This window comes from Spirosoma panaciterrae DSM 21099 (assembly GCF_000374025.1).
In the GTDB taxonomy this organism is placed as follows: domain Bacteria; phylum Bacteroidota; class Bacteroidia; order Cytophagales; family Spirosomataceae; genus Spirosoma; species Spirosoma panaciterrae.
Map to the genome: position 1 here is coordinate 62,969 of NZ_KB893177.1, position 23,791 is coordinate 86,759.

The following is a 23,791-nucleotide window of genomic DNA, read 5'->3' on the forward strand; positions in this document are numbered from 1 at the left end:
TATGACTAAATTCTAATTTTATGGTCACATCTAACGATCAGCCGATTGCCCGCTCCAGGTCCTGAATCAGATCATCTACATCCTCAATCCCTACACTGAGTCGAATAAGCGTGTCTTTCAGACCGTTTCGCTCCCGCTCTTCTTTCGGAATACTGGCATGGGTCATACTAGCCGGATGCGTGCAGAGCGACTCGACACCACCCAGCGATTCGCCTAATGAAAACACCTCAAAACTTTCCATGACCCGCACGGCTTCGGGCATCGAATCGCCTTTGAGTTCAAAAGACAACATACCCCCAAAATCACGCATCTGCGTTTTGGCCAGTTCATGGCCACCATGCGACTCCAGCCCCGGATAATGCACCTGACTCACTTTGGGGTGCTGTTGTAAATAACGGGCTACCTTCAGGGCATTTTCGCAGTGCCGTTGCATCCGAACATGCAGCGTTTTGATTCCTCTCAGTACCAGAAAGCAGTCCTGTGGCCCCGGCACGGCTCCGCAGGCATTCTGAATAAAGGCCAGCCGCTGAGCCGTTTCGTCGTCGTTCAGGATGATAGCCCCCATCACCGTGTCGGAGTGTCCACCAAGGTATTTGGTCACGGAATGCATCACTATATCGGCCCCCAGATCGAGTGGATTTTGAAGATAGGGCGAGGCAAACGTGTTGTCGACGACCAATTGAATGTTGTGCTGTTGGGTAATGGCCGAAATAGCGGCAATATCCACTAAGCGTAGCAGTGGATTGGTTGGCGTTTCGATCCAGACCATTTTGGTAGCGGGTGTAATGGCCGCTTCCAGATTGGCCGGATTGTCTAGCCCGACAAACTTAAACGTCAGGCCAAACTCCTGAAACACCCGAACCATAATCCGATAGGTACCGCCATAGAGGTCATTACTGGCAATAATCTCGTCGCCCGGTTTGAATAGTTTCAGAATGGCATCGGTAGCCCCTAACCCCGACGAAAAACAAATCCCATGTTTGCCATTTTCAAGCGCGGCCAGGTTGTTTTGCAGCACCGTTCGGGTAGGGTTTTGCGTACGCGCATATTCATACCCCTTATGTTTGCCTGGCGATTCCTGTACGTAAGTTGAGGTCTGGTAAATGGGCGTCATAATGGCCCCCGTTGTTGGGTCCGGCTCAATACCGGCATGGATGGCTTTGGTTCCGAATTTCATACTCAAAAGTAACGAAGTTTGTAACGTGATTGGACAACCTCAATGGTTACCAAAACCACAGTGCCCGTCTTGTAGTTTGATACGAAGTGAAAACCACTATTCCTAAAAACATAACTGGCCCCGCCATTGCCGGACTTATCCTCTCGGTAACACCAATTGTCTTTACTTCTGTACTGACCTACTATGCCATTGTCTATGAACCAGTCATCGCTGGCTTTTCGACCTGGCAATGGATAGGCATCACCCTAACCTGCGCTGTAACGTCGGCGGGACTTACCCCCCCGACGATGCTGGCGCTGATTTTCGGTTATTTTCTGGGCTGGAACGCCGTTCTACCGATGTTTGTCATCAACTTTGGAGGTATCTTGTTCATCAATCTGATCGTTCGCTGGCTCGACCACGACCGGGTTCTGGGCTTCATCCGACGAAATCCGAAAGCCCAATCGGTACTGGATCGTATTCTGAATAATGAGCTGGAAGTTATCTTTTTCGCCAAGCTCTCCCCTATTCTCCCGTTTGGATTGACCAATCTAATGTTTGCTCTATCGGGAGCCCGGCTAAAAAATATTCTGCTGGGTGGGTTTCTGGGTATGACGCCCCGAACCATTCTGGCAGTCTGGTCGGGACACGAAGCTCATGCCATAAAAACCCTGCTCGACAACCCCAATCAAGGCTCCTGGACACAGATCATCGTCGTTGCCCTGATCATTGTTTCGATAGCTGGTCTGTGGCGCACCATTCAAAAATCACTCAAAAAATAACGCATGAATATACACCTGACAGGCAGTACTTTACTCTAAAAGCTATGGTCATTATATCCCCATAAAATAAAGCCTAACCTTATTCTCGCAATTGGTCGGCCACCAGTTCGATCAGTCGATTATGCCCTGTTCGTAAAACGGTCAGCTCATAATGCCGAAGTTGTTTGGTGAGCGGAAAGACGTACGAACCAGGAACAATCCGGTCGAAAGCCCCCGTAAAAAAACGCACCCGGACCGGATGGGTATTTAACCATGCGGCAATGCGAATCAGATCGGGCGAAATGAGTCGAAACTGCGTCCAGCTTTGGTAAACCCGTTTGCGCTGTTCGGGCGTACCGAGCGACAATTCGGCAAATCGCATGGCGGTTCGATTAAGTAACCCCAGTCGGGTCAATAGATGCCCGAACCGATTTAAAGCCGTTAAATGCCATAGAAAATACCGAAACAACCATCGACCTGCGCTTGAGCCCGTTGCCAGTTGATACCAACTACTGCGGGTAATACCATCGGGGGCTATTAAGATCAACTGATCTATCCGGTCGGCAAACGCTTCGACCGTGGCCAATGCGAAACGCCCTCCTAAACTGTACCCCATCAACCCAAATCGTTCGATATTTTTTTCCTGTAAAAAAGCACCGATAAGCCCCTGCCAGACCGCTTTCGTCAAGAGATGGCTGCCTTGGTACTTACTTTCACCATGAAAAAATAAATCCACCGCGAAAAGGGTATATTGGCCTCCCAGTGTACCCTCCAACCCCCTGAACACCTGACTGCTTTGTCCAAAACCGTGAAAAGCCAGTAGAATGGCCGGGCCATTTCCGATTGTCTGGTAGGCAAGCTGGTTGCCTTCTACCTCAATTTTTTGGACCTTGGCTTCGCTCATACCAACAAAGTTGCGAAAAACCCGAATGCCTATGTTAACCGTCAAAAATCTTACTGAGCTGGCAACCCTTGCTGGCCAATCGCTGGGTACTACCGATTATATACCGATCACGCAGGAAATGGTCGACCGATTTGCCGAAGCCACCGGCGATTACCAATGGATACACACCGACCCCAAACGAGCCGCCAATGAATCGCCTTATAAGACGACGATTGCCCACGGTTTTCTTACCCTCTCGCTGGCTCCGCAACTTATGGCCCAGCTTTATCGGGTCGAGTCGGTACGAATGGGCATAAATTACGGAGCCAATAAAATCCGATTTACCAATGCCGTACCGGTTGGCAGCAAGCTACGAATGAATACCCGATTGATTAGCGTGGAGCCGCAGGCTATTGGGTACCGCGTTAGCATGGAATGTATTTTTGAGATCGAGAACCAGCCCAAACCCGCCTGTATCGCTGAATTGATCACGTTGCTATTTGAGTGATTAGTATGCTTGCATACTAATTTAAAGGGCAATTGCTTATCTTTACCTTTCTCATTACACAGTCGCAAACTAAACCACGCAATTCAGATGGCAACAGAATCGCTGGAATTACAGGGATTAAATTTTAATTTATCGGAAGAACACCTGGCGGTGAAGGAAGCCGCCCGAGATTTCGCTCAGAATGAACTGCTTCCCGGCATTGTTGAACGCGATAACGAAGCTCGTTTCCCTACCGAACAGGTCAGGCGAATGGGTGAACTTGGTTTTTTGGGCATGATGGTATCGCCTGACTATGGTGGAGGAGGTATGGATACGGTTTCGTATGTACTGGCTATGGAAGAGATTTCGAAAATCGATGCATCCGCTTCCGTCATTATGTCGGTCAATAACTCGCTGGTATGCTACGGCCTGGAAGCGTATGGTACCGAAGAGCAGAAGCAAAACTACCTCACCCGGCTGGCAACTGGCGAAATACTGGGTGCCTTCTGCCTGTCGGAGCCTGAAGCGGGTTCGGATGCTACCTCACAAAGCACTACCGCCGAGGATAAAGGGGATTATTATGTAGTGAACGGGACAAAAAACTGGATTACCAATGGCAACTCTTCGGGTGTATGCCTGGTAATTGCGCAAACCGACCGTGAGAAGAAACACCGGGGCATCAATTGCCTCATCATTGAAAAGGGGACTCCCGGATTTGTGGTCGGTAAAAAAGAAGACAAAATGGGAATTCGAGCCTCAGATACCCACTCGTTGCTGTTTACGGATGTAAAAGTGCCTAAAGAAAATCGGATCGGGGAAGATGGCTTTGGGTTTAAATTCGCCATGTCGACCTTAAACGGAGGCCGTATCGGTATTGCGGCACAGGCGTTGGGTATTGCTGCCGGAGCTTATGAACTTGCGTTAAAGTATAGTCAGGAACGCCGTTCGTTTGGCAAGCAAATCTTTGACCATCAGGCCATTCAGTTCAAACTGGCCGAAATGGCCACAAAAATTGAAGCAGCGCGACTCCTGGTCTATAAGGCAGCCCGACTGAAAGACGAACATAAAGACTACGTTCAGGCAGCCGCTATGGCCAAATTATTTGCTTCTGAGATAGCGATGTGGGCCACCACCGAAGCCGTACAGATCCATGGGGGATATGGCTATGTAAAAGAATTCCACGTGGAGCGCCTGATGCGGGATGCTAAAATTACTCAGATATATGAAGGTACATCCGAAATACAAAAATTAGTGATAGCCCGAGAGCTAATTCGATGAAGTAATTACATCTAAAATTGAATTTTTATCATTCGATAATGCGTGTTCTGCCTGAATACGCATTATTTTTTTTATTTTTTGGAAACTTTTATACTTGTATTAGTTTTGTACAAATTATTAGTTTTGTGCAACTTTGAGCGCAATACAACTTCGGCAACACGCACCTTTCATCTATGGAAGACTATAATAAAATAATCGAATCACTGGGCGTGAAGTTTATCAAGGCCCGCAACATTCGGATTCTGCAGCCTATCACCATCAGGAACTTCTATGATGTTGAGAACACGTTATTGATTTTATATAACGGTGAAGTATCGATTGGCGACGAAAAAATAAAGGTGGAAGTTGGCGATATGTTGTTCATACCGGGCGGTAAACACGTTACGGTTACGTATGGTGACCCCACAAACCCCAAAGTTGTCTCGAATGAAGAGTTCATGACCCATCGGGAGTCGTATTGGGAGGGCAATCATGATCCGAAGCTGATCGGTCATTTACCCAACTCATTCGGCTATGTGTCATTTGAAGCTAAAGTGTTCGATTCGGTGAATTTCTTTAACTCACTGGACGTTCCGCCCTTCATTATCAAACGCGAAGATCACTTAGCCAATACCATCGATCAGATTCTGGCCGAAGAAATGACCGATCTGGCAGGTAAAGGCCGTATTATCAAGATAAAAACGGAGGAAATCGTTATTGAAGTAGTTCGGTATATTCTGAAAAATCACCTGTTTGTTGAACAGTTGGTTACCAATAGCACCTACTTCAAAGACCCTCGTCTGATCGACATCTTTGCTTACATCAAAGAAAACCTGGGTGGTGATCTGTCAAACAAAGTATTGGCCAACGTGGCTAATGTTTCGGAAGATTATGTCGGGCAGTACTTTAAAATGCTCACGGGCATCAACCCGCAGGATTACATCGAATACCAACGCATGGAAGCGGCTGTAGGGCTGTTGCGTACCAGTAAAAAGAGCATTCGCGCTATTGGATCGGAAGTGGGTTATAAAGATACCGCTTACTTCTGCCGCCGATTCAAGATGATGTTTGGCATTCCAGCCGGTAAAATGCGCCGTCGGGAATCGCTGATGAATGTATAAACAAGGCGAAAGGGACGAAAGGAGAAAGGTAAATGCTGTGGGCAAATCCTTTCTCCTTTCGTCCCTTTCCTCCTTTTTCCTTTTATTGCATTGTTATCTCGATAGGGAGCGTGAAATAGACCGGAACAGGCCTACCGCCTACTTCGCCGGGTGTCCAGCGAGGCATTTTTTCGACAGCGGCAATAATATTAGCCATAAATGCTTCCATTCCTTTACGGCCTTTTTTGTCGAGCGGCTTCGTTTGCACCCGAATATCATGAATATAGCCTAGTTCATCGATGATGAATTTGGCCGCCACTGGTCCGGTATCGTACCGTTTCCGAACCAAAGCATTAGGAACCACGATGTTCTCAGCCAGGTAGCGGCTCAAGGCTGCTGTACCGCCCGGAAACTCTGGCTCCCGCTCAGCTACTGTATATACTTTATCAATCTTGGTCTGCGGTTGCGCCAATACGTCTGTTCCAGCGCATAAGCCCAGGTAAAAGGATGCGGTTAGGCAGAAAGTCAAAAAAGAAAACCGTTTCATGAGTTAAGCGCGAACAACAGATTGATTAAATTCCTGAACGACAGTCGACAATTGAGGTAGCAGATCAGGGTCCTGTTCGATACCATTTCCGATCACAATCAGATCAGCGCCCGCTTTCAAAGCTTCATACGCCCGTTCTCCCGAATTGATTCCTCCACCAACGATCACAGGCAGGTCAACAGCAGCCCGGACAGCCGCGATCATTTCAGGCGATACGGGCCGACGTGCACCGCTACCCGCATCCAGGTACATTAACTGCAAACCCAGCATTTCGCCAGCCATAGCCGTACAGGCTGCCACTCCTGGTTTATCATGGGGCAATGGCATTGTGTTACTAACGTAGGAAACAGTGGTTTGCGTGCCACTATCGACCAGCATATAGCCCGTGGGCAAAATTTCCAGGCCACTCTTTTTCAGTAGCGGAGCGGCAATAACATGTTGACCTATTAAAAACTCAGGATTGCGACCCGAAATCAGCGACAAAAATAAAATAGCGTCGGCCGATGGCTCAATATGGAGGGGATTGCCTGGAAAAAGAATGATTGGTATGGACGTATGACGCCTGATGGTTTCGATGACCTCTTTATGTACATAATTGGTCACCAAACTTCCTCCTACCAGAAAAAAATCAATGGGATGCTCAACCGTACGGTTAAGTAAGTGAATCAGACCGTCCTGCTCGAGTTTATCAGGATCGAGCAGGACGGCAATAGCTTTCCGACCAGACAGCCGGTTATTACGGAGTATAGTCAACAGGCTGGGTTGATGCCTGTTCGTGATAGTCTGTTGGTTCGGCAGTTGGATTGATGGCATTATTTGAACGTATGCGGGCTAAAAATCCAGTTAGCTGCTCGCGAGCGATGTTTGTTAATACGGTGGTCAAAATACCACTGATTAAGCCACTCACGGCTGCCGTTTTTTCTACTGTTGGTGCCTGGCTTCTGACAACTCTATGCTTTGACGACACATCGTCCGATTCGTCATCATCATAATCGCTATCATACTCCTCCTCGTCGGGCTCGCCATATTTTTCGGCATAGCGATACTCCTCCGATTTGGGCAGAACGGCATTTACAACCAAATATACGGCTAAAGCAGCACCCGCGACAAACAAGGTTGTTTTGCCAAGCTCCGTAGCATCTTCTTTTATGGTTTCAACACCGTTTGAGATGGATGATTTCAGGCGTTCAGTAGCTGCCATCAGTTCGGCCCGCCGAGCTGTTGTATCCGCAAATGGTACTTTAGGGTCTTCCATTTTGTGTAGTAGAAAAAGCGTTTGCATGCAAACGATAAAACGAGTAAGTAACTGTTTACCAGAGTTTCTGAAATAGTTATGCGTTACTTCAATGGCGTACCTGAGTTGGTCATTGCCGAACGGGTCTGTGCCATCAGTTCTTCAACCGCTTCTGTTTTCTCTTCTATTTTTTTCTCCTGGCTCTTTTTAATAGCGCTATAGGCCATCACCCGAATTTTTGTCTTAAAAAAATCTTTGGCAAATAACCAGAGTAAGGTCAGCACCAGAAAAAAACCGGCCACGATCAAAAAGCCGAGGTATTGGCTATCGGTTACTTTATTTAAATAAGCAGCGAGCAGAATAAACAAAAAAAGAAGGGTCATGGTACTAAGTAGAGCGAGTACGATGCCATGAATGCCGATCACAACTCCTTCTTCGAGTTTGCCCCGACTCTCCAGCGTAAACAGCTCAATACGGGCTTCCAGATAACGGAATATGTTCTCCCGGATTTCTTCCAGATGTTCCAGCATGGTTTGTATAATTGATTTCCTTCTGCGGTATTTACAAATATTGGCTCAATTTGTTTTAAAAAAGTGAGGAAATAAAAAAACAGCTTCAACATGCAGGATGTGAAGCTGTTTGTAAATGATGTATCGTTGTTGATGAGCCATCGGCGACCTGCCCTCTATTCTCTTGGAGCCAGTAGTACATGGGTACAGATCGCTGGTCAGACGACAGGCTCAGTCATAAAGGCGGGCAGAATACCCCGATTTTTTAGGTAAGACTAGAGGTTTTATCGGCTTATCGCATTAACGCGATTGGCGCAATTTGGCCTCAATCGTTTGCTGCGTATGAGGAACTGCCCGAAGCCGCTCTTTCGGAATCAGTTTGCCTGTATCTTTACAAATACCGTAGGTACCATTTTTGATACGGACCATAGCCGCGTCCAATTGCTGGATAAACTTTTGCAGACGAGCTGCCAGTTGACTTAAATTTTCACGTTCGCTAGTATCGGCACCATCTTCGAGCAGTTTTGAATTCCCCGATGTATTGTCCGTACCGCTATCGTTCCGTTTACTCAGTGTTTCTTTAATGTAGTTAAGTTCGCTGCGCGTCGCATCCAGTTTTTGCCCGATCAGCTCTTCAAACTCCTTAAGTTCTTCTTCTGAGTATCGCTTTTTTTCTTCCTGAACCATAGCTAATTCAATGTTAAACTTTCGTTAGATGGTGTGCCTCATTTTTTCAGCCACAAAATTAATGGTTTGTATCCGGTATTTCAACGATTCTTCGAACATAATCTAATTTTAGTGGAATTTTATCAAATTGAGAATTCTCATTTTTACAAATGAATATTCGGTTAATATACCCTTTGCTGGTAGCCTGTTTCGGCAAAAACAGCGAACGTAAATAATTCTACGGCAGTTTTAATATTATATTAATTCTAGAAAAAATAGACCTTTCACAATATAACTAACGATTTATTAAGTTTGTGGACCACTTCATTAGCATATTTGTTTAAAAGGAAGCAAACACAAAGTCATGGCCTACATTGAACCAGCTCCAATAAAAGATAAAGAGAATCCGCTTGAGTCGATGATGTCGCGTTTTGACGCTGCCGCCAAACTGGTGGGCATCTCCGACGAAATGTATGACATCCTGAAAGTACCCGCCCGTCAGGTCATTGTTGGCTTACCCGTTACCATGGATAACGGCGCTATCAAAGTTTTCGAAGGATACCGGGTCATCCATTCCAACATTCTGGGCCCAGCCAAAGGCGGTATCCGACTCGATCCGGCCGTTCATCTGGATGAAGTTCGTGCACTGGCTGCCTGGATGACCTGGAAGTGTGCCGTTGTCGATATTCCTTACGGTGGTGCCAAGGGGGGAATTGCCTGTAATCCCCGCGAAATGTCGGCGGGCGAGATTGAACGCTTAATCCGGCAATACACCGTTGCCATGCTCGATGTTATTGGCCCCGACCGCGACATTCCAGCGCCTGATATGGGCACCGGCCCCCGCGAAATGGCCTGGATCGTGGATGAATATTCTAAGGCAAAAGGAATGACCGTCAACGGCGTCGTTACAGGCAAGCCGCTCGTTTTGGGTGGTTCACTTGGCCGAACCGAGGCCACTGGCCGGGGGGTAACTGTGGCTGCGCTGGCTGCGATGGATAAATTACGGATGAACCCCTACCGGGCTACGGCTGCCGTACAGGGATTTGGCAATGTCGGCTCTTTTGCCGCTGAGCTTCTTCACGAGCGGGGTGTTACTGTAGTAGCGGTCAGCGATATTTCGGGGGGGTACTATAACAAAAACGGCATCGACATTACAGCAGCAGTCAATTACCGAAATACCAACAAAGGCACGCTCGAAGGGTTTACGGGAGCCGAAAAAATCACGAATGAAGAGTTGCTCTCGCTGGCCGTCGACGTACTGGTTCCTGCCGCCAAAGAAGATGTTATTACGGATGACAATGCCGGTTCGATTCAGGCTAAAATGATTGTGGAAGGCGCCAACGGTCCAACCTCAGCCAGCGCCGATGAAATCATCAATAGCAAAGGCATTCTGGTTGTACCGGACATTCTGGCCAACGCCGGTGGCGTAACCGTTTCGTATTTTGAATGGGTTCAAAACCGTATTGGGTATAAATGGACGCTCGATCGTATCAATCGCCGGGCCGACCGGGCCATGAAAGACGCCTTCGATCGGGTATTTGAAACCTCGCAAAAGTTCAAGGTGCCTATGCGTCTGGCTGCCTACATGGTAGCGATCGACAAAGTAGCCAGCACCTACAAATACCGGGGCGGATATTAAAAGTATGTATGATGTATGGTATATGATGGCTAATTTTGCTATTCAGGTGTTTATATATCATACATCATATAACTTAATAGTATAACAAATTCATGCGCTTACACCGCGAAGGAACAACGATCATGATTACTACAGGGTTGGTCTTACTAGCCCTGAACCTACTCGCTTATTTCTACCTTTTCTCCGATAACTCAACGGCCATCCTCCTACTAGCTCTGGTTAGTTTGGTTCTGTTTATCCTGGTAGTACAGTTTTTCCGGGTCCCCAATCGGTTATTGACAGTAGGCGATACCCAAGTCATTGCACCAGCCGATGGCAAGGTCGTTGTGATCGAGGAGACAACCGAAAGTGAGTATTTTAACGACCGTCGACGTCAGGTATCCATATTTATGTCGCCCCTGAACGTTCACGTCAACCGAAACCCGGTGTCGGGCATTGTACGATACTTCAAATATTTTCCGGGAAAATACCTTGTAGCCTGGCATCCGAAGTCCAGTACGGAAAACGAACGCACCACCGTTGTGATCGAAACCGCCAACGGTGTTCAGGTCCTTTTGCGGCAAATTGCCGGTGCTGTTGCCCGCCGAATTATCTGGTACGTGAAAGAAGGCCAGCCCGTTAAACAGGGCGAAGAATTTGGCTTCATTAAATTTGGCTCCCGTGTCGACGTTTTTTTACCACTTGATGCAGACATTAAAGTAGCCATCGGTGATGTAACCCGAGGGGGCGTCACGGTGCTGGCTGAATTGAAATAGCTCCGTATAACCCAAATGGGTTGGCGATGTAAACGTGCTGGTTTAACCTACCAATACCCTTACATCGTCAACCCATTTTCTGTATCTGCCCCTCTATCTAATACTCAACAATTGCCCATTTTCTGTTTCGGTCACGATCAGGCCTAATTCCCCCGACGGGTCGTAAGCACAGTTGGACGGATTTTGGCCTGGTAGCTGAATATCACGAACGAAGGCTCCATCTGGCGAAAACACCCGTATAATACCCGCGCCAAACACGGCTACATACAAATTGCCATCGGCCCCTATTGTCATCCCATCCGGTCCGGGAATGGCAGCACCGGGCGGAGCGTCGACAACGGTAGCCCAAACGGTGATGTTCTCCCAACTTAAGTCAGCGATATCCCAATACCCACCCCAAATACGCTGCTGGTGCGTTTCCGCAATCAACAGCGTCTGGTTGTCAGGGTAGAAAACCAGGCCATTCGGATACAGCAATCCTTCTGCAATAACGTCGATCGAACCCGTTGATGAGTAAACCACGACATAGCCTTGCTGGCCTGGTTCTGACGGCCCCGGACAGGTAATAATCAGATTATTCTGATCATCAAAAATCAAGTCGTTAGGCATATTAAGCGGCTGCCCGCTTAGTTCTTTGATCACCGTTTCGATCGCTCCGGTAGCGGTACGCAAACACCTGATTGAATTTTGGCCTGAATCACAGAACCAAAGGTCCCCCCGATTGCAAATCAGGGAATTCGGTTGTCCTCCCGTTTTAACCCGTTTGGTGTCACCATTCGTGTACCGACAAAATAGCCCCTCTCCTTTTTGCTCCACACACCACAGATTGCCCGCATCATCGAAAGTAGGTCCTTCCGGAAAACGCAGGCCGTCTGCTAATACACGTATCTGATCCATACTTCATACCGTTGAGTCACTGAATTTTAGTCAAAATATAGGCCGCAAAGGCACTTGAGTAGTGTATGAATGCTGATCACTCAGTAGAATACGTGTCGGGCAATTTTTGTTTACAAAGCTTATTCTGCGCGTCGAAAATTGCCATCTTTTCATCCGCCATCTATCCACAATTTTTTAATTATTTTTAGAATTAATTTACCCATCTCTTTTTATTTCAAGCTGGTATGACATACGATTACATCATCATCGGTGCTGGTTCGGCAGGTTGCGTGCTAGCCAATCGCTTATCGGCCGATCCGTCCGTATCCGTGCTACTGCTGGAAGCGGGCGGGGCCGATACCAAACTAGAAATACATATTCCGGCAGCCTATACCAAACTTCATGGCTCATCCGTCGACTGGGGATTCTGGACCGAGCCTCAGAAAGCCTTGAATAACCGGCGCATGTATCAGCCCCGTGGCAAAACGCTCGGTGGTTGTTCATCGACCAATGCGATGGCGTATGTTCGCGGCAATCGGCTCGATTATGACGAATGGGCAGCCCTGGGTAATAAGGGGTGGGGCTACGACGATATTCTGCCCTACTTCATCCGTTCAGAACACAATGAACAGTATGACCAGCTCGATCCAACTTATCACGGCAACAGCGGTCCTCTAAACGTTACCTACGCTACCCGATTCCAGACACCACTGGCCAGTGCCTTTGTGGAAGCCTGCATGCAGACTGGCATCAAACGCAATTCAGACTATAATGGGTCTCAACAGGCAGGAACGGGTTTCTTCCAGTTTACAATCAGGAATGGGCAACGACATAGTACGGCTACGGCCTTTTTAAAGCCTGCCCTGAACCGACCTAATCTGACCGTAATTACCCATGCTCACACCCAACAGATTCTTTTAAGGAATGACCGAGCCATCGGTATCGAGTTTAAGACCGGAAAGGCTCAGACACAACAGGCCAATGCCCGAAAAGAGGTCATTCTCTCAGCAGGAGCTTTTCAATCACCCCAACTGCTGATGTTGTCGGGTATCGGTCAGGCCGATACGCTGCGTTCGCTAGGAATTTCGATAAAAAAAGAACTTCCTGGCGTTGGCCAAAATTTACAGGATCACTTATTTACGGGGGTTAGCAGTTTATGCGGCCAGCGAGGGGCATCGGCCAATTTCCACCTGAAGCCTTTGAATCAATTGAAAGCACTGGCTCAGTTTTTTCTTACTCACAAAGGACCCATGACCAGCAGCCCACTCGAAGCGGTGGCTTTTCTGAAAACCGAATATCTGTCTGCCCAGTCACCCCCTGATGCTGTAGACCTGCAATTGCATTTCGCTCCTGTCCATTTTGGCAACGACGGTACTACAGACTTTTATGATTTGAGTACTTACCCGTTTACAGATGGGTATACGGTTCTGCCAACCCTATTGAAGCCTAAAAGTCGTGGGTATGTCGGCCTGTCATCGAAGAATCCTCTCGCTGCCCCGATCATTCAACCCAACTATATGACCGAAGAAGCCGATCGGCTGGTGTTGATCAGCGGAATACGAAAAGCGATTGATGTAATGCAGGCTGATGCATTTGGCACCTATAGTAAGGGCATCAACATTCCGCTGGATTTCAGCTCTGACGATGCGCTATGGGCACACATTCAAACGTTTATGGAGACGGTTTACCATCCGGTTGGTACCTGCAAAATGGGAACGGATGAGCTGGCTGTTGTCGATCCTACCCTACGTGTGCACGGATTGGAAGGCCTGCGCGTAGTTGATGCCTCGATCATGCCAACGATTGTGTCGGGCAACACCAATGCCCCCGTGATTATGATTGCCGAAAAAGCAGCCGATTTAATGCTACATGACAAAACCTAAAACGCTGCTGATTGACAATACAACGATGTATTGTCGATCAGCAGCGTTCAAAATCTCAGGATTTCCTCTGGTTTGCCCTTTAAAAGAACGAGAGCCGTAGTACAAAGGGACTACCGTAAATGGTCCGGGCTAATGAGTTATCGTTGTAATTAAGATTATACAACGCCGTCAGATTAACCCCAAATCGACGGGAAATGGGCTGCGAATAAGTAACCCCAACCAGCGGTGCGGTCAGCGCTGCACTTGATTTGGCCCCCGTCTGGTTTTCGGTTTGCTGGATGGTGGTACTTTCAATTTCTCCATGCAAGTATAAATTCGGTAAAATTGACGGGATAAACTCATACATCACAAAGCCCCGCCCCCCGTATTGGTTGTAGGTCAGATAAGGCACCGTTTGACCCGTGTTTGTATAAGCCTTGTAGCGTGTGTAGGTATAGCTTCCACCAATACCGATCAGCATGCGCTCGGTGGCCTGATAGGCAACAACGGGCGAAACACCCAGGCTAAACGGATTCCCAAAACGAAACCCATTGATTCCTCCCCCAAACCGAAGCCGTTGGCCAAATGGCAAAGGGCGTCCCTCAGGCGTTTGGGTCCGCAATGGGTCACGGCCCTGGTCACGCCGATCTTCAGGATCCTCGGTAAGCTGTCCGAAGGCCAGACTGCTACTCAGTAAAGCTGTGATAAACAGTAGCTTTCTAATATGATTCATAGTATTTTGTACAAGAAAGAAAATTATACTAACAACGAAATTAGAAGGTAAATTCTTTTACTTCCGGGTCATTCAACAACCGATTTATACATTTTTCATGGTTACTTTCAGAGCCATACACACGCCAGTGACCAATAATTTCAGTACCAATCCGTTGTTGTTGCCCCCGTTTAGGTGATAGACCACATTCTTCGAAGAAGCGTTCGTATTGGTTTAAGGTTTTATTGTGAAAAGCCGTTACGATCTTGTAATCCCGGAACTGATTCATGCGCTGAACCCGCTCTGCAAAACCAACCAGCAACAGTAACGAACTCAAAATGAACACAAACCCCACCAGGGCAATATCGTAATGCCCGGCCCCTATCGACATTCCTAACGCAGAAACGGCCCAAACCGTTGCAGCCGTTGTAAGCCCTTTTATCCGATTCTCTTCTCTGAAAATTATACCTGCCCCCAAAAAGCCAATGCCATTCACAATATTAGCCGCAATGCGGTCGCCGGTATTGCCAATGCGGGCCGAAATAATCGTGAACAACGTTGATCCAACGCAAATCATAATCATCGTTCGTAATCCAGCAGCCTTCCCGTGATACTCCCGTTCAATACCGATTAAGCCGCCGACAATCAGGGCAACGCCCAGTCGAATCAGATCTTCTTCTGCAAAGTTCATTCGTTTTATTCGTCAATCAAATTGTTTAGGAAACCTCTCGGATTAAACTGCCAGGAAAGGCAATTCTGAGAAACCATATTTTCAAATAAACCGTTAAAAATAGATAGCGTTTCACAGAATTTAGCCAGGACCCGAACGCGATTTGATCGGACGGACACCAGCCCATGTTCTACCTCATAAGCTTAGGATGACTCAAACTCCGGAAACCGGACGCTTACGCTCCGTTGACCAGCTCGACCCCAAACAGTTTATTATCATTAAAGGGGCGAAAGTACATAATCTAAAAGGAATTGACGTTGCCATACCGCGCAACAAACTAGTGGTGCTAACGGGCCTGTCGGGTTCGGGCAAATCATCGCTGGCATTCGATACCCTCTTTGCCGAAGGGCAGCGAATGTATGTCGAAAGCCTGAGCAGCTATGCCCGGCAATTTCTGGGTCGGATGGAAAAACCCGAGGTCGAATACATCAAGGGTGTATCGCCAGCTATTGCCATCGAGCAAAAAGTATCGACCCGTAACCCCCGTTCTACGGTAGGCACCTCCACCGAAATATACGATTATCTCAAACTACTGTTTGCCCGGGCGGGTATTACGTATTCGCCCGTATCGGGCCATGAAGTACGGAAAGATACCGTTACGGATGTCGTTAACTACATCCATAGCTTCGAAGAAGGACAGCGCATCATGATCATGGCTCCCCTACGCATACGCGAAGGGCGCACGCTAGCCTATGAACTGAATATCCTGCTTCAGAAAGGCTATACCCGGATCGTTGCCGACGGCCAGGTGTTGCAGATTGAAGATGTTTTGGAGAATAGTGCTGAGCAAGGAGCCAGCCAGGTTAGCGTTCGCAGCGACCATACGACTTCCTCCTCACTACTCACTCCTGATACGGGTTTGGAAATTCTCGTTGACCGGGGTACGGTGCTGTACGATGCGGATGGCAAACCCGACGAAGATAACCTGTATCGTTTCTCCGATTCGGTACAAACGGCTTTTAATGAAGGGGAAGGCACCTGTCGGGTGGATATTGTCGGGCAGGAATCGCGTACCTTTTCCGATAAATTTGAGCTGGATGGCCTTGCGTTCGAGGAGCCTAGTGTCAACCTGTTCACCTTCAATAACCCTTACGGCGCCTGCCGACGGTGCGATGGATTCGGGAAAGTACTAGGCATCGACCCTGACCTGGTTATTCCGGATAAAAACCTGTCTGTCTTTGAAGGCGCCATTGCCCCCTGGCGGAGCGAAAAAATGAGCGAGGAGTTTTTGCGACCCCTCCTCAAAAATGGTATTCGCTTCGACTTTCCGATCCACCGCCCGTATAAAGACCTGACACCTGCCGAACAGGAACTTCTCTGGACGGGCAACAACTACTTCGATGGGTTGAATGCCTTTTTCAATTATGTCGAAAGCCAGACCTTCAAAGTGCAGTATCGGGTCATGCTGTCGCGTTATCGGGGTAAAACAAACTGTCCTGAATGTCGGGGATCGCGGTTACGGAAAGATGCAAGCTATGTAAAAGTAGGCGGCAAGTCGATCACCGATCTTGTCCTGATGTCGATTACACAGGTTACCGAATTTTTCCACAACCTTGAGCTACCGGCTCAACAGCAACAGGTGGCCAACCGGATTCTGATCGAGATTCGAAACCGACTGGACTACATGGAGCGGGTCGGCCTGGGGTATCTAACCCTGAATCGCCTGACGAATACACTGTCGGGCGGTGAATATCAGCGCATTAAACTGGCTACATCGCTCGGATCAGCCCTGGTCGGGTCGATGTATATTCTGGACGAACCCAGTATCGGGCTTCACCCCCGCGATACCAAACGACTGGTTAGTGTGCTGGAGTCGCTGCGGGATATGGGGAATACAGTAATCGTGGTAGAGCACGAAGAAGAAGTCATGCGAGCCGCCGACCAACTTATCGACATTGGCCCCGATGCTGGTTCGCTGGGTGGGCATCTGGTATTTCAGGGAACCTGGGATGAAATTAAGGAGCATGGAGCCGAGGGCAAAGGGCATGGGGCTAGTGAACCAACACCTCCTAACCCCTATGCCTCATCCCCTATGCCCTCCCACACGATCGACTTTCTGACCGGGCTGGAAACTGTGCCCGTGCCTCCCTTTCGCCGGAAAGCCACCAACTTTATTGAACTGAAAGGTGCCCGCGAAAACAATCTTAAAAATGTGGATGTGCGTTTTCCGCTAAATACACTGACGGTGGTAACGGGGGTATCGGGTTCTGGCAAGAGTACACTGATCCGAAAAGTGCTTTACCCGGCCCTGATGCGTGAAAAAGGCGAAGCCGCCGAAGAAGCGGGCAAATACGAATCGCTGACAGGCTCATTGAACCGGATTACATCCATTGAAATGATCGACCAGAATCCAATCGGTAAGTCGAGTCGATCTAACCCCGTCACGTACATCAAAGCCTACGATTACCTGCGGACCGTAATGGCCGATCAGCCCGTATCAAAATCGCGGGGTTACAAGCCCAGCCACTTCTCTTTCAACGTCGATGGCGGGCGCTGCGAAGTTTGTCAGGGCGAAGGAGAGGTAAAAATCGAGATGCAGTTCATGGCCGATATTTATCTCAAATGCGAAGGCTGTGGTGGTAAGCGGTTCAAGCAGGAAGTATTGGAAGTGACGCTGCGCGACAAAAACGTATCGGACATTCTGGATATGACTGTCGACGAAGCCGTTGCGTTCTTCCGGGAGGTTGACCCCAAAATGGCCGATAAATTGCAGCCGTTGCAGGATGTGGGCCTGGGCTACATTGGGCTTGGACAGTCGGCCAATACCCTGTCGGGTGGCGAAGCTCAACGGGTGAAACTGGCATCGTTTTTGGGGAAGGGAAATCCGAACAAAGGCGGCACCCTTTTCATCTTCGATGAGCCGACTACAGGGCTGCATTTTCATGATATTCGCAAATTACTTTCGGCGATCAATGCACTGGTCGATCAGGGTGATTCGGTTATTATCATCGAGCATAACATGGAAGTCATCAAAAATGCCGACCATATCATTGATTTAGGGCCCGAAGGGGGCGAAACGGGCGGCTATGTGACTTTTACCGGAACTCCCGAAGAGATGGTAAAGCTCACGGACGGTAATTATACGGCAGAGTATTTGCGGGGAAAAGTATAACGGCGTATTCGACAGCGGTGAATTACTGATTATAGCGGTATGAATAACTAACGATAAGCCGACTTGTCTGTATCTTTGCCAGATTATCGGATCAATCGTTCATGTTATCATTTATAAAATGGTTTCTTTTCCTCGCGTTTTGTCCATTGCTGGCTCTTGCCCAACTCCAGATTTCGCATCCTATGGCGCGATTTGTAGTACAACGAGGGCTGGATGGCAATGGGCGACTGTATATAGCGGGTCGATTTACAGGCACAGTTGATCGGGTGGAGGCCCAGCTCACCCCCGTGGTGACTGGACAGGGAACCGCAACAGGCTGGCAAACGATACAAACCAGCCCAACCAATAATATTTTCTTAGGCTACATCACAGGTGCGGGCGGTTGGTACAACCTAACCGTCCGCACTATTGTGAATAATGCGGTTATCAATCAAACCAGTATACAACCTGTAGGCATCGGTGAGATTTTTGTTTCGGCAGGGCAGTCTAATTCGCGCGGACTAGGCATCGGCGATAATGATCTAGGCTCGTTTACCGACCGGGTAAGCACCATCGATTCCATCAACCATTACTATCCGCCGGGTGCGCAGGCGCTGTATTCGTCGGGCGATCCCCTTCCCGTACCTGTCTACAAACCACTCACGGCCGGAAGGCGCATCTTTCCAATGGCCGAAAGTTCGTGGTGCTGGGGCGAACTGGGCGACTACATCGTGAATCGATACAACGTGCCAGTAGCCTTCTACATAACGGGCTGGGATAGCTCCACCGTCGAAAACTGGATCAATAGTGCCAATGGCATTCCGGCCTGTAATCGGTACTGGTGCGTCGAAAACTGGCCCAATCTGCAACCGTACACCAATCTGAAGAACGTGATGAACTATTACCTGTCGATGGCGGGTGTACGGGCCATCCTCTGGCATCAGGGCGAAGCCGAATACGGTGATGCCAACACGGGTAGTATTCCAGCTTATGCTACCAACCTGACCAACCTGATTCAGAAATCACGACAGGATTTCGCCAATCGTAATATTGCCTGGATGGTAGCCCGGGTTTCGTTCGATGGTGATCCCGTCAACCCCGTTCGTCAGCCGGTTATCGACAAACAACTACAGGTCATCAATACCCCCGGCCTGAATATATTTCAGGGCCCACTTACCGATACCATTCCGCTACGAAATGCCGGGGAAAATGGCGGCCATTTTCGGAATATCCAGCGCCCCTCTCCCAATCCTCAGTACTACCTGAATACGGGATCGATCCCGACCAACATGGGTCTGTCGCACCTGGCGCGGAACTGGAATAATAGTCTGAGCAATTCTTTTTTCCAGAATGCACAGCCCATTACCCCTACTCAGTTTGCCGCAACGGGTAATCTGGCCAGCACCGTGTTACCGGGCGCGAGTATCAGTGTATCGTTTGCCACATTAGGTACTTTTAATAATGGCAATCAATGGCAGGTACAACTTCTTGATTCGCTGGGGCAGTATAAAAGCGCCCTGGGCAGCGGAACCACCAGTCCAATACAGGTCACCTTACCCAGTTCACTGACAAGCGGTTATTACCGGATTCGGGTAGTGGCCACCTCACCTGGCATCCCGGCAGTGCCTTCCAATGTTTTTCAAATTACAACCCAAACGCAGGCTGATGTCAGTCTGAGTATGGCCCTTAGCTCCCGAACCCCGGCACTTAGCAGCCCTGTCACCTTCAGCCTGACGGTTCGTAATGATGGACCGGGGCAGGCTACCAATATTGTGGTCAGGAACCGGCTTCCTACCAATCTGGCATTTGTTTCGTCTGCCGATTTTTCTGTTAGTAGTGGCATCCTGACCAGTTCAGCCATTAATCTGGCAACGGGGTCAACCCAGACCATGCGTTTTGTTGCACAGCCAACCGCCCTGGGAAGCTACCAGAATGCAGCCGAGATCGCTCAGGCAACCAGCTCTGACCCAGACAGTCAGCCCAACTCGGGCACGGGCGATGGACAGGACGACGCGGCTCTGGTAGATTTCCGAACGGCTCAATCAGGGGCAGGCTTTTTTACCTCACCCAATCCAAACCAGGTTCCACTACCACCCGTTGTTAGTAACCAGCCCGCGCCCGATCCCAATAAAGCCGATATTAGTATTCGACTAGTCACCAATACCCGAACCCCCTCTATCAATGATATTATCAGTTATTCACTGACTATTTCCAATGCAGGTGGCTTATCGGCTACAGGCCTAAGTGTAGCGGCTACGCTGCCAACCGGTCAGGCGTTTATTTCAGGCGATGACTTTGGCGCGTCGGGTGGTAATCTGGTTAGTGGTGTAAGCAGTCTGGCGGCTGGCAGTAGTGTTACGCTTATCTTCCGGTCACGAGCCACCGCTTCAGGAATCGGCACTTGCAAAGCTCAACTGACCGCATCCAGCGTTGCCGATCCCGACTCAACCTCCAACAATGGCACAGCCAACGGCGAAGACGATACAGCGCAAGTCGATATACGAGTCCGGTAATGTTCGGCAGGCTTTACAAGACAAATAGGCTGTATTCGTAGCAGTCATGTTCGTCTGGTGAAGCCTGCCGAAAACTTTTCTATCACTCTTCTACGTTAAAATTATAGCAATCAGCGATTTTCATAGTACAAATAGCGAATCACTTGCTTTTAGGATGAAGTGATGTTTGTCCGTATCGATTTATGAAAACGCAATGGATACTTGTTAGCTTGGTAGGAACTGGATTAGCCTTCACGCTATCGTCATTTCTGGGCATTTTTGAGAAACGGGTCGACTATAACACGCAGGTTAAACCCTTGCTCAATAAAAACTGCATTGCCTGCCACGGTGGTGTCAAAAAAGCGTCGGGCTTTTCTCTTCTGTTCAAGCAGGAAGCGCTGGCCCCGGCCAAATCGGGCAAACCCGCTATTATTCCGGGCGATGCCGATGCCAGTGAAATGATTCGGCGGCTTACCCTAACCGATCCCGATGAGCGAATGCCGCTCGACCATCCCGCTCTGAAACCTGATGAAATCGAATTGCTTCGTAACTGGATCGATCAGGGTGCCGAATGGGGCGACCACTGGGCCTATCAGCCTGTTCAGAAACCCGACGTACCCCAAATTGGCACCTTCCTGAGTCGACTGGGTATTACCGCCAACGATGAAACCGATTGGGCCAAAAACGAAATTGACCACTTTGTTCTCGCCAAACTAAATGAGAACGAGCTAAAGCCCTCTCCTGAAGCCGACCGACCTACGCTTATCCGGCGGGTATCACTTGACCTGACGGGTTTACCACCAACCGAGAAAGAAGTAGCGGACTTTGTGAATGACCCATCGTCCAATGCGTTTGAAAAAGTGGTAGACCGACTGCTGAAATCACCTGCCTATGGCGAACGCTGGACGGGTATGTGGCTCGATCTGGCCCGTTATGCCGATACAAAAGGGTATGAGCGTGACCCCGGTCGAAAAATCTGGCGATACCGGGACTGGCTCATCAAAGCATTTAATGCCGATAAGCCCTTCGACCAGTTCACGGTTGAACAACTCGCGGGCGATTTACTGCCGAATCGCAACGGCGATCCTGCCAACGACGATAAATTTGTAGCCACTGGTTTCCATCGGAATACGATGACCAACGACGAGGGGGGCACGCAGGATGAGGAATTTCGGACGGCCGCGGTCATTGACCGGGTCAACACCACCTGGGATGTATTTCAGGGAACCACCTTTGGCTGCGTACAATGCCATAGCCACCCTTACGACCCATTTACGAATGAGGAGTACTACAAATACCTGGCTTTCTTCAACAATACCCGCGACGAAGACGTAACCAGCGACACGCCTACGCTTCGCTTTCTTAAACCCGCCGATTCGACCAAACTTGTCACACTCCAGCAATTCATTCGGCGCTCGGTAGCCAATCCACGTCAGGCGCAGGCTACAGTCGAGCAGGTCACGCATCTGATTCGGACCATTGAACCGAAAATCAATTCACACGATTTCGACCAATACGTCAATGCGTCCTTATTGGATGCCAAGTATTTTGGATTTCAGGATAAAGGCTCCTGCCGCATCAAAAATGTTACGCTCACCGGCCGACCACGAATGCTGATTCGCTGGGGTACGAAGGCCGAAAATGCGACGGTTACTGTTCATCAGGACCGACTGGATGGCCCCGTTCTGGCAACGATTCCAACCCCGAAACCGGGTAAAGACACGGTGCAGATGATTCCGCTCCCCGCTATTCAGGGACGCCACAACTTGTACCTGTCATTAAACAGCACCAAAAAGCCGAAGGAGTGGGTACAGATAAAATGGGTTGCCTTTGCGCCTGTTCTGCCCGGTCAGCCTCAAAATGCAACGGGTGACCAGGATAAACTCCTGACCGACCTGCTAAATGCGGATGCTGAACAGACACCAATTATGCTCGACGGCTCTGGTGACCTGTTCCGCGAAACGCATGTATTTGAACGGGGAAACTGGCTGGTGAAAGGAAAGCTGGTAACACCCGACGTTCCGAAATCGTTGCCCAATATGGCCGATAGCCTGCCCAAAAATCGGCTGGGACTAGCTCGCTGGATGGTTAGTCGTGAGCAGCCACTGACGGCCCGAGTCGCCGTCAATCGGTTTTGGGAACAACTATTCGGTACGGGAATCGTAGAAACCGTTGAGGATATGGGTACGCAGGGCATTCCGCCTACGCACCGCGAACTGCTCGATTATCTGGCAGCCGAGTTCATGGATACCGACCATTGGAGCGTCAAGAAGTTGCTCAAAAAAATGGTAATGTCCGCTACGTATCGGCAACAATCTACAGCCTCACCCGAACTGCTGGCAAAAGATCCATACAATAAACTTCTGGCTCGCGGGCCACGGGTCAGGCTTTCTGCGGAAGCGGTACACGATCAAGCCTTAGCGGTTAGTGGCTTACTTAGTCACAAATTATATGGTCCCAGCGTGATGCCCGTTCAACCCGATGGCATCTGGCAATCACCTTACGACGGCGATACCTGGAAACAAAGTACGGGCGAAGACCTGCACCGCCGGGCCTTGTATACCTATTGGAAACGAACAGCGCCGTATCCATCGATGGTCACGTTCGACAGCCCCAGCCGCGAATTCTGCCAGCTTCGTCGCCTTCGCACCAACACGCCCCTACAGGCTTTGGTAACCCTGAACGACCCGGTTTATATAGAGGCTGCCCAGCACTTAGCCGATTATATGCGTCAGCACGGCTCGTCGCCGAGCCAGCAGATTCAGGCGGGTTTCCGGCGGGTTATGCTCCGTGATTTGTCGCCTAAAAAACTGGCGGTTCTGGTCAATCTGTATACAACCACAGAACACTATTACCAAAAACAGCCCGGTCAGGCCGAAAACTTACTGGATCGTCCCGGCCTGGACTGCTCGACCGTCTCACCGCAATTGGCGGCCTTGACGGTTACGGCCAATACCTTACTGAATCTGGATGAGGTGATTACAAAAGAATAGCATAAACCCCACCCCAACCCCTCCCCTGATTTCAGGGGAGG

Annotated in this window: 20 protein-coding genes; 10 read left to right on the forward strand and 10 right to left on the reverse strand. The window is 49.1% G+C overall.

Annotated elements, in window-relative coordinates; genetic code table 11:
* Positions 1 to 37 precede the first annotated feature (37 nt).
* On the reverse strand, positions 38 to 1,177 hold the full coding sequence (locus B153_RS0108715) for a cystathionine gamma-synthase (protein ID WP_020596311.1): 1,140 nt from the start codon (positions 1,175 to 1,177) through the stop codon (positions 38 to 40).
* Between the two features lie 86 nt (positions 1,178 to 1,263).
* On the opposite strand from B153_RS0108715, the gene B153_RS0108720 reads away from it, so the two are divergent.
* On the forward strand, positions 1,264 to 1,938 hold the full coding sequence (locus B153_RS0108720; protein ID WP_020596312.1) for a TVP38/TMEM64 family protein: 675 nt from the start codon (positions 1,264 to 1,266) through the stop codon (positions 1,936 to 1,938).
* 79 nt (positions 1,939 to 2,017) lie between these two features.
* Here the strand turns inward: B153_RS0108720 and B153_RS0108725 are convergent, their stop codons facing one another.
* Positions 2,018 to 2,821 carry an alpha/beta fold hydrolase gene (locus B153_RS0108725; protein ID WP_020596313.1) on the reverse strand — a complete coding sequence of 268 codons (804 nt, stop codon included), beginning with the start codon at positions 2,819 to 2,821 and terminating at the stop codon, positions 2,018 to 2,020.
* Between the two features lie 31 nt (positions 2,822 to 2,852).
* On the opposite strand from B153_RS0108725, the gene B153_RS0108730 reads away from it, so the two are divergent.
* The 3 genes from B153_RS0108730 to B153_RS0108740 all read left to right on the forward strand — a co-directional run bounded on the left by B153_RS0108730 (position 2,853) and on the right by B153_RS0108740 (position 5,665).
* Positions 2,853 to 3,308, forward strand: a complete 456-nt coding sequence (locus tag B153_RS0108730) for a MaoC family dehydratase (RefSeq protein ID WP_020596314.1) — start codon at positions 2,853 to 2,855, stop codon at positions 3,306 to 3,308.
* Positions 3,309 to 3,395: 87 nt separating this feature from the next.
* Positions 3,396 to 4,565 (forward strand): acyl-CoA dehydrogenase, encoded by a 1,170-nt coding sequence (locus B153_RS0108735; protein ID WP_020596315.1) that lies wholly within the window; start codon positions 3,396 to 3,398, stop codon positions 4,563 to 4,565.
* A gap of 173 nt (positions 4,566 to 4,738) precedes the next feature.
* Positions 4,739 to 5,665, forward strand: coding sequence for an AraC family transcriptional regulator (locus B153_RS0108740; RefSeq protein ID WP_020596316.1), 927 nt, complete (start codon positions 4,739 to 4,741; stop codon positions 5,663 to 5,665).
* 82 nt (positions 5,666 to 5,747) lie between these two features.
* Here B153_RS0108740 and B153_RS0108745 read toward each other — a convergent pair whose 3' ends face one another.
* From B153_RS0108745 to B153_RS0108765, 5 genes are all read right to left on the reverse strand, one after another.
* Entirely contained in the window at positions 5,748 to 6,191 is a 444-nt protein-coding gene (locus B153_RS0108745) for an energy transducer TonB (RefSeq protein WP_020596317.1), read from the reverse strand.
* Between the two features lie 3 nt (positions 6,192 to 6,194).
* Positions 6,195 to 6,944, reverse strand: coding sequence for a phosphoglycerol geranylgeranyltransferase (locus B153_RS0108750; RefSeq protein WP_020596318.1), 750 nt, complete (start codon positions 6,942 to 6,944; stop codon positions 6,195 to 6,197).
* Positions 6,928 to 7,473: a hypothetical protein gene (locus tag B153_RS0108755; RefSeq protein WP_020596319.1), complete on the reverse strand. Its 546-nt coding sequence runs from the start codon at positions 7,471 to 7,473 to the stop codon at positions 6,928 to 6,930. The genes B153_RS0108750 and B153_RS0108755 overlap by 17 nt, the downstream gene beginning before the upstream one ends.
* 56 nt (positions 7,474 to 7,529) lie before the next feature.
* Positions 7,530 to 7,955: a phage holin family protein gene (locus tag B153_RS0108760; RefSeq protein ID WP_020596320.1), complete on the reverse strand. Its 426-nt coding sequence runs from the start codon at positions 7,953 to 7,955 to the stop codon at positions 7,530 to 7,532.
* A gap of 279 nt (positions 7,956 to 8,234) precedes the next feature.
* Positions 8,235 to 8,621, reverse strand: a complete 387-nt coding sequence (locus B153_RS0108765) for a TraR/DksA family transcriptional regulator (RefSeq protein WP_020596321.1) — start codon at positions 8,619 to 8,621, stop codon at positions 8,235 to 8,237.
* A 343-nt stretch (positions 8,622 to 8,964) separates the two neighbouring features.
* Between B153_RS0108765 and B153_RS0108770 the strand changes: the two genes are divergently transcribed.
* Positions 8,965 to 10,239 (forward strand): Glu/Leu/Phe/Val family dehydrogenase, encoded by a 1,275-nt coding sequence (locus B153_RS0108770; protein WP_020596322.1) that lies wholly within the window; start codon positions 8,965 to 8,967, stop codon positions 10,237 to 10,239.
* Between the two features lie 92 nt (positions 10,240 to 10,331).
* Positions 10,332 to 10,994 (forward strand): phosphatidylserine decarboxylase family protein, encoded by a 663-nt coding sequence (locus B153_RS0108775; RefSeq protein WP_020596323.1) that lies wholly within the window; start codon positions 10,332 to 10,334, stop codon positions 10,992 to 10,994.
* 93 nt (positions 10,995 to 11,087) lie between these two features.
* Here B153_RS0108775 and B153_RS0108780 read toward each other — a convergent pair whose 3' ends face one another.
* The gene (locus tag B153_RS0108780) at positions 11,088 to 11,891 is read right to left on the reverse strand and encodes an SMP-30/gluconolactonase/LRE family protein (RefSeq protein WP_020596324.1); all 804 of its coding nucleotides are present in this window, start codon (positions 11,889 to 11,891) and stop codon (positions 11,088 to 11,090) included.
* A gap of 224 nt (positions 11,892 to 12,115) precedes the next feature.
* Here B153_RS0108780 and B153_RS0108790 point away from each other — a divergent pair, with 224 nt between their 5' ends.
* Complete coding sequence (locus tag B153_RS0108790; RefSeq protein ID WP_020596325.1) at positions 12,116 to 13,753, forward strand: GMC family oxidoreductase; 1,638 nt, start codon at positions 12,116 to 12,118, stop codon at positions 13,751 to 13,753.
* Positions 13,754 to 13,832: 79 nt separating this feature from the next.
* Here B153_RS0108790 and B153_RS0108795 read toward each other — a convergent pair whose 3' ends face one another.
* Together B153_RS0108795 and B153_RS0108800 are read right to left on the reverse strand one after the other, a co-directional pair.
* On the reverse strand, positions 13,833 to 14,465 hold the full coding sequence (locus B153_RS0108795; RefSeq protein WP_020596326.1) for a hypothetical protein: 633 nt from the start codon (positions 14,463 to 14,465) through the stop codon (positions 13,833 to 13,835).
* A 40-nt stretch (positions 14,466 to 14,505) separates the two neighbouring features.
* Entirely contained in the window at positions 14,506 to 15,135 is a 630-nt protein-coding gene (locus tag B153_RS0108800) for an MgtC/SapB family protein (protein ID WP_020596327.1), read from the reverse strand.
* A 187-nt stretch (positions 15,136 to 15,322) separates the two neighbouring features.
* Here B153_RS0108800 and uvrA point away from each other — a divergent pair, with 187 nt between their 5' ends.
* The 3 genes from uvrA (at position 15,323) to B153_RS0108815 (ending at position 23,750) form a co-directional block, all read left to right on the forward strand.
* Positions 15,323 to 18,286 carry an excinuclease ABC subunit UvrA gene (gene uvrA / locus B153_RS0108805; RefSeq protein ID WP_020596328.1) on the forward strand — a complete coding sequence of 988 codons (2,964 nt, stop codon included), beginning with the start codon at positions 15,323 to 15,325 and terminating at the stop codon, positions 18,284 to 18,286.
* 182 nt (positions 18,287 to 18,468) lie between these two features.
* Complete coding sequence (locus B153_RS0108810) at positions 18,469 to 20,778, forward strand: sialate O-acetylesterase (RefSeq protein ID WP_245564854.1); 2,310 nt, start codon at positions 18,469 to 18,471, stop codon at positions 20,776 to 20,778.
* Positions 20,779 to 20,960: 182 nt separating this feature from the next.
* Entirely contained in the window at positions 20,961 to 23,750 is a 2,790-nt protein-coding gene (locus B153_RS0108815) for a DUF1553 domain-containing protein (protein WP_020596330.1), read from the forward strand.
* The last annotated feature ends 41 nt before the right edge of the window (positions 23,751 to 23,791 follow it).